General features: G+C 55.4%; 6 protein-coding genes. 5 read left to right on the top strand and 1 reads right to left on the bottom strand.

Annotation, left to right across the window (positions count from 1 at the left end; translation table 11 throughout):
• From hslU to rraA, 3 genes are all read left to right on the top strand, one after another.
• Nucleotides 1-815, top strand: an 815-nt coding sequence (hslU, locus tag Q7O77_RS14955) for an HslU--HslV peptidase ATPase subunit (protein ID WP_304169112.1), incomplete at its 5' end; no start/stop codon positions are given.
• Nucleotides 816-924: 109 nt separating this feature from the next.
• Nucleotides 925-1,842: a 1,4-dihydroxy-2-naphthoate polyprenyltransferase gene (locus tag Q7O77_RS14950; RefSeq protein WP_304169109.1), complete on the top strand. Its 918-nt coding sequence runs from the start codon at nucleotides 925-927 to the stop codon at nucleotides 1,840-1,842.
• 129 nt (nucleotides 1,843-1,971) lie between these two features.
• Nucleotides 1,972-2,457, top strand: coding sequence for a ribonuclease E activity regulator RraA (gene rraA / locus Q7O77_RS14945; protein ID WP_304169107.1), 486 nt, complete (start codon nucleotides 1,972-1,974; stop codon nucleotides 2,455-2,457).
• Nucleotides 2,458-2,510: 53 nt separating this feature from the next.
• On the opposite strand, the gene zapB is transcribed toward rraA, so the two are convergent.
• Nucleotides 2,511-2,753: a septal ring assembly protein ZapB gene (gene zapB / locus Q7O77_RS14940; protein ID WP_026740886.1), complete on the bottom strand. Its 243-nt coding sequence runs from the start codon at nucleotides 2,751-2,753 to the stop codon at nucleotides 2,511-2,513.
• Between the two features lie 585 nt (nucleotides 2,754-3,338).
• On the opposite strand from zapB, the gene Q7O77_RS14935 reads away from it, so the two are divergent.
• On the top strand, nucleotides 3,339-4,193 hold the full coding sequence (locus tag Q7O77_RS14935; RefSeq protein ID WP_304169104.1) for an MIP/aquaporin family protein: 855 nt from the start codon (nucleotides 3,339-3,341) through the stop codon (nucleotides 4,191-4,193).
• A gap of 12 nt (nucleotides 4,194-4,205) precedes the next feature.
• Nucleotides 4,206-4,564, top strand: a 359-nt coding sequence (locus Q7O77_RS14930; protein ID WP_304169102.1) for an FGGY family carbohydrate kinase, incomplete at its 3' end; no start/stop codon positions are given.

The following is a 4,564-nucleotide window of genomic DNA, read 5'->3' as shown; positions in this document are numbered from 1 at the left end:
TCGAGATCGAACTGGCCGCCGCGCCGGTAGGCGTTGAAATCATGGCGCCTCCGGGCATGGAAGAGATGACCAATCAGCTTCAGTCCATGTTCCAGAACCTAGCCGGACAGAAGCAGAAAACCAGTAAGATCAAAATCAAGGACGCGTTCAAACAGCTGGTGGAAGAAGAAGCCGCCAAGCTGGTGAACCCGGAAGAGCTGAAACAGAATGCCATCGAATCCGTTGAACAGCACGGCATCGTGTTCATCGACGAAATCGACAAAATCTGTAAGCGCGGCGAATCCTCCGGCCCGGACGTGTCCCGTGAAGGCGTGCAGCGCGACCTGCTGCCGCTGGTGGAAGGCTGCACCGTGTCCACCAAGCACGGTATGGTGAAAACTGACCATATCCTGTTTATCGCCTCCGGCGCATTCCAGGTAGCCAGCCCGTCGGATCTGATCCCTGAACTGCAGGGCCGTCTGCCGATCCGCGTCGAACTGCAGGCGTTGACCACGGAAGACTTCGAGCGCATCCTCACCGAGCCGAGCGCGTCCCTGACGCAGCAGTACAAAGCGCTGATGGCGACCGAAGGCGTGGATGTGGAATTCGCGCCGGACGGTATCCGTCGGATCGCGGAAGCCGCATGGCAGGTCAACGAACGTACCGAGAACATCGGCGCGCGTCGTCTGCATACCGTGCTGGAACGCCTGATCGAGGAAGTGTCCTACAACGCCAGTGAAATGGGCGGTCAGAATGTGACGATTGATGCGGATTACGTACGTGATCACCTGGATGAATTAGTAGCAGATGAAGATCTGAGCCGATTTATCTTATAATCCGTGCCAGCGGATCGTTCCTGACAACATATCAAGTGGGAGGCTATCGCCTCCCACTTGCGTTTTCGGCAACGACGTTAAGCATAATCTCCCAGAACTGAAGCGGATCATGACCTCATTGACACATAGCAGCAAAACTCAGGCCTGGCTCGACAGCTTGCGTCCCAAGACGCTACCGTTGGCCTTCGCCTCCATCGTGACCGGCTCAGCTATCGCCGGTTGGCAAAGCAGTTTCAAACCGGGAGTCGCGCTGCTCGCTCTGCTGACGGCCGGTTTGCTGCAAATTCTTTCCAACCTGGCCAACGACTACGGCGATGCGGTGAAAGGCAGCGATACCGAGACTCGTATCGGACCGCTACGCGGTATTCAGACCGGGGCCATCAGCCTGACCGAACTGCGCAACGCCCTGATCGTCACGGTGCTGCTGACCATCATCTCGGGTATTTCTCTGGTCGCACTCGCCTGCGAGAAACCCGTAGATATCGTCGTCTTTCTCGTGTTGGGGCTGATGGCGATTCTGGCCGCCATCACCTATACGGTGGGCAACCGGCCTTACGGCTATATCGGCTTGGGCGATATCTCGGTACTGATTTTCTTCGGCTGGCTTAGCGTTGCAGGCTCTTATGTACTGCAAACCGGTCATTTCGATAGCATCGTCATGCTGCCCGCCACCGCCTGCGGTCTGCTCGCCACCGCCGTTTTGAACATCAACAATCTGCGCGATATCGACAACGACCGTTTGAGCGGAAAAAACACGCTGGCCGTCCGGCTTGGCGCACAGAAAGCCCGCCGGTATCACATGCTGCTGCTGATGGCCGCGCCGCTGTGCCTTGGGCTGTTCGCGCTCATTTATCTGCAAAGCCTGGCTGGCTGGCTGTTTATTCTGTCACTGCCGCTGCTGGTCAAACAGGGGCGCTACGTGCTGCGTGAAACCACGGCATTCAGTATGCGTCCCATGCTCGAAAAGACGGTCAAATGCGCCCTGCTGACCAATATTTTGTTCGCTGCGGGCGTGATGCTCAGCTAAGTTCGTCCCCTTCAAGGTCATCCCTGTTCCCTGATTACGGTCAAGGCGACAGGCGATGATTTTGCTAACCTTCGCCAGAAAGGGATATACTCAATTCCACGATCCCTGCGGCAACCAGGCGTTAATCCTATGAAATACGATACTTCCGAACTGTGTGATGTCTATCATGAAGAGGTCAATGTCGTTGAGCCTCTCTTCTCCAATTTTGGTGGACGTAGTTCATTTGGTGGTCAAATCACCACGGTGAAATGCTTCGAAGACAACGGGCTGCTTTATGAGCTGCTGGAAGAAAACGGCATCGGTCGCGTACTGCTGATCGACGGCGGCGGCTCTGTGCGCCGGGCGCTGATCAACGCCGAACTGGCAAGATTAGCGGCGCAAAACGAGTGGGAAGGCATAGTGGTCTATGGCGCGGTGCGTCAGGTCGACGATTTGGCTGAGCTGGATATCGGCATCCAGGCCATGGCGGCCACGCCGGCTGGCGCTGAGGGCGAAGGCATTGGCGAAACAGATATCCGCGTCAATTTTGGCGGCGTCACCTTCTTCTCCGGCGACCATCTGTATGCCGACAACACCGGTATCATTCTCTCCGAAGATCCGCTGGATCTGGAGTAAGCGACCGGATGGAAAGGGCGTGAACGCGCCCTTTTCCGTCTCTTGCTACTGTCTTACTGTACTTCTTCCATCTTTCCCAGCAGCGCCTGCAGACGTTCCTGCCATGAGCTCTGAGCTTCACGCAATTGTTCGTTCTCGCGCATTAGCGCATCACGATTGCCTGCCACACTCTGAACTTCCTGCGACAGCGCATTATTCTTTTCTTTCAGCTCTTCAATTTCCATCTGCAACAGCGTAATGGTGTCAATCGCCTGCTGAACTTTCGATTCCAGCTTCTCAAACACTTCAAATGACATAACTTCTAACCCCTTTTTCACGCAAGGCATACGCCGTTAACGCTGATTTATTGCGAATTCTCACACCGTACTGGCGTATTCATAGCGTTGGCGCACTAGCCGCAATGCGAACGGCCGGTCTGCGCCGACTCCGTTACGCCCCAAGGGCGCAACACGCTCGGAAGATTGTATGTAGCCAGCCGGAAACTGTCTAGCGCCCATCCTCCACAATCGCGAGTGTGTCATTTTTTCCTGACCTGAGCTATCGGCAGAAACCGAAAAAAACCGCCAGAGAGCAGCAAATGTTAATCAAGTTAAGGCGTTATTTAACGCTTTTCAGCGGCGCAAGGTTTCCAGCTCACGAGAAATAAGCGAATACGCTCATTTTTTTGACGTACAACACACATTTCACTAGCGATATTTTTCTATTTCGCTCATTAACGATAAATTAACATCAAAGGAACATTTGACCTACGCACGTTGCTCCCTCCTCACTTTGCGTGTCGTTGGCGATAGCACAGTGAAACAAACCGTGAAAGGTCGAACGACGCAGGAATCTCTCCTGCACTTACTTATCACGCCCTACGTTAAAAACAGGAAATGTGTATGAGTCAATCGCGAATCTCTACATTAAAGGGCCAGTGCATTGCCGAATTTCTGGGCACAGGCCTGCTGATTTTTTTCGGCGTTGGCTGCGTCGCCGCCTTGAAACTGGCTGGCGCCAGCTTTGGACAATGGGAAATCAGCATCATCTGGGGCCTCGGCGTTGCCATGGCTATCTATTTGACGGCCGCGATTTCCGGCGCTCACCTTAACCCTGCCGTCACCATTACGCTGTGGCTCTTCGCCTGCTTCGACGGACGCAAAGTCGTCCCTTACATCCTCGCGCAGATGGCTGGCGCTTTCTGCGCCGCCGCCTTGGTCTATGGCCTGTACTACAATCTGTTCTACGCGACCGAACAGGCTCAGGGGATCGTCCGCGGCAGCGTGGAAAGCCTAAGCCTGGCGAGCATTTTCTCGACGTATCCCAATCCATTGATCTCCGTTCCCCAAGCCTTCCTCGTGGAAACAGTGATCACCGCCATCCTGATGTGCCTAATTCTGGCGCTGACCGATGATGGCAACGGCATTCCACGCGGCCCGCTGGCGCCTTTACTCATCGGCATCCTCATCGCCGTCATTGGCGCCTCAATGGGGCCGTTGACCGGATTCGCCCTCAACCCGGCGCGTGACTTCGGTCCGAAACTCTTCGCCTACTTCGCGGGCTGGGGCAAGGTCGCTTTCACCGGAGGCCGTGATATTCCCTACTTCCTGGTGCCGATCCTCGGGCCGATCGTCGGTGCCGGTTTAGGGGCTTTTGGCTACCGGAAACTGATTGGGCGCAACCTGCCGTGCGACGTCTGCCCTACCGATGACGACAGCGCAGCGCCTGCCGAAACTCGCAACGTGTCTTCCCGATAAAGGACCACTTCTATGACTCAGGAAAAGAAATACATTGTTGCCCTTGACCAGGGAACCACCAGCTCCCGTGCCGTAGTACTGGACCACGATGCCAATATCATCAGCGTTTCCCAGCGTGAATTCGCACAAATTTACCCAAAGGCTGGCTGGGTGGAACACGACCCGATGGAGATCTGGGCGTCACAGAGCGCCACGCTGGTCGAGGCGCTCGCCAAAGTCGGGATCAGTACGGATGAAGTCGCGGGCATCGGTATTACCAACCAGCGGGAAACCGCCATCGTTTGGGAAAAGGACACCGGCAAACCGATATACAACGCCATCGTGTGGCAGTGCCGCCGCTCCGCCGAGATCTGCGAACAGCTGAAAAAAGC

Origin of the sequence: Lonsdalea britannica, from assembly GCF_946477055.1 — a bacterium.
In the GTDB taxonomy this organism is placed as follows: Bacteria; Pseudomonadota; Gammaproteobacteria; order Enterobacterales; family Enterobacteriaceae; genus Lonsdalea; species Lonsdalea britannica_A.
This window is presented reverse-complemented; position numbering and strand designations above follow the sequence as displayed.

What these genes read in the sequence shown, in the direction of transcription:
- Q7O77_RS14935 (WP_304169104.1), top strand. Translation starts at nt 3,339, where the DNA reads ATGAGTCAATCGCGAATCTCTACATTAAAGGGCCAGTGCATTGCCGAA.
- rraA (WP_304169107.1), top strand. Translation starts at nt 1,972, where the DNA reads ATGAAATACGATACTTCCGAACTGTGTGATGTCTATCATGAAGAGGTC.
- Q7O77_RS14950 (WP_304169109.1), top strand. Translation starts at nt 925, where the DNA reads ATGACCTCATTGACACATAGCAGCAAAACTCAGGCCTGGCTCGACAGC.
- zapB (WP_026740886.1), bottom strand. Translation starts at nt 2,753, where the DNA reads ATGTCATTTGAAGTGTTTGAGAAGCTGGAATCGAAAGTTCAGCAGGCG.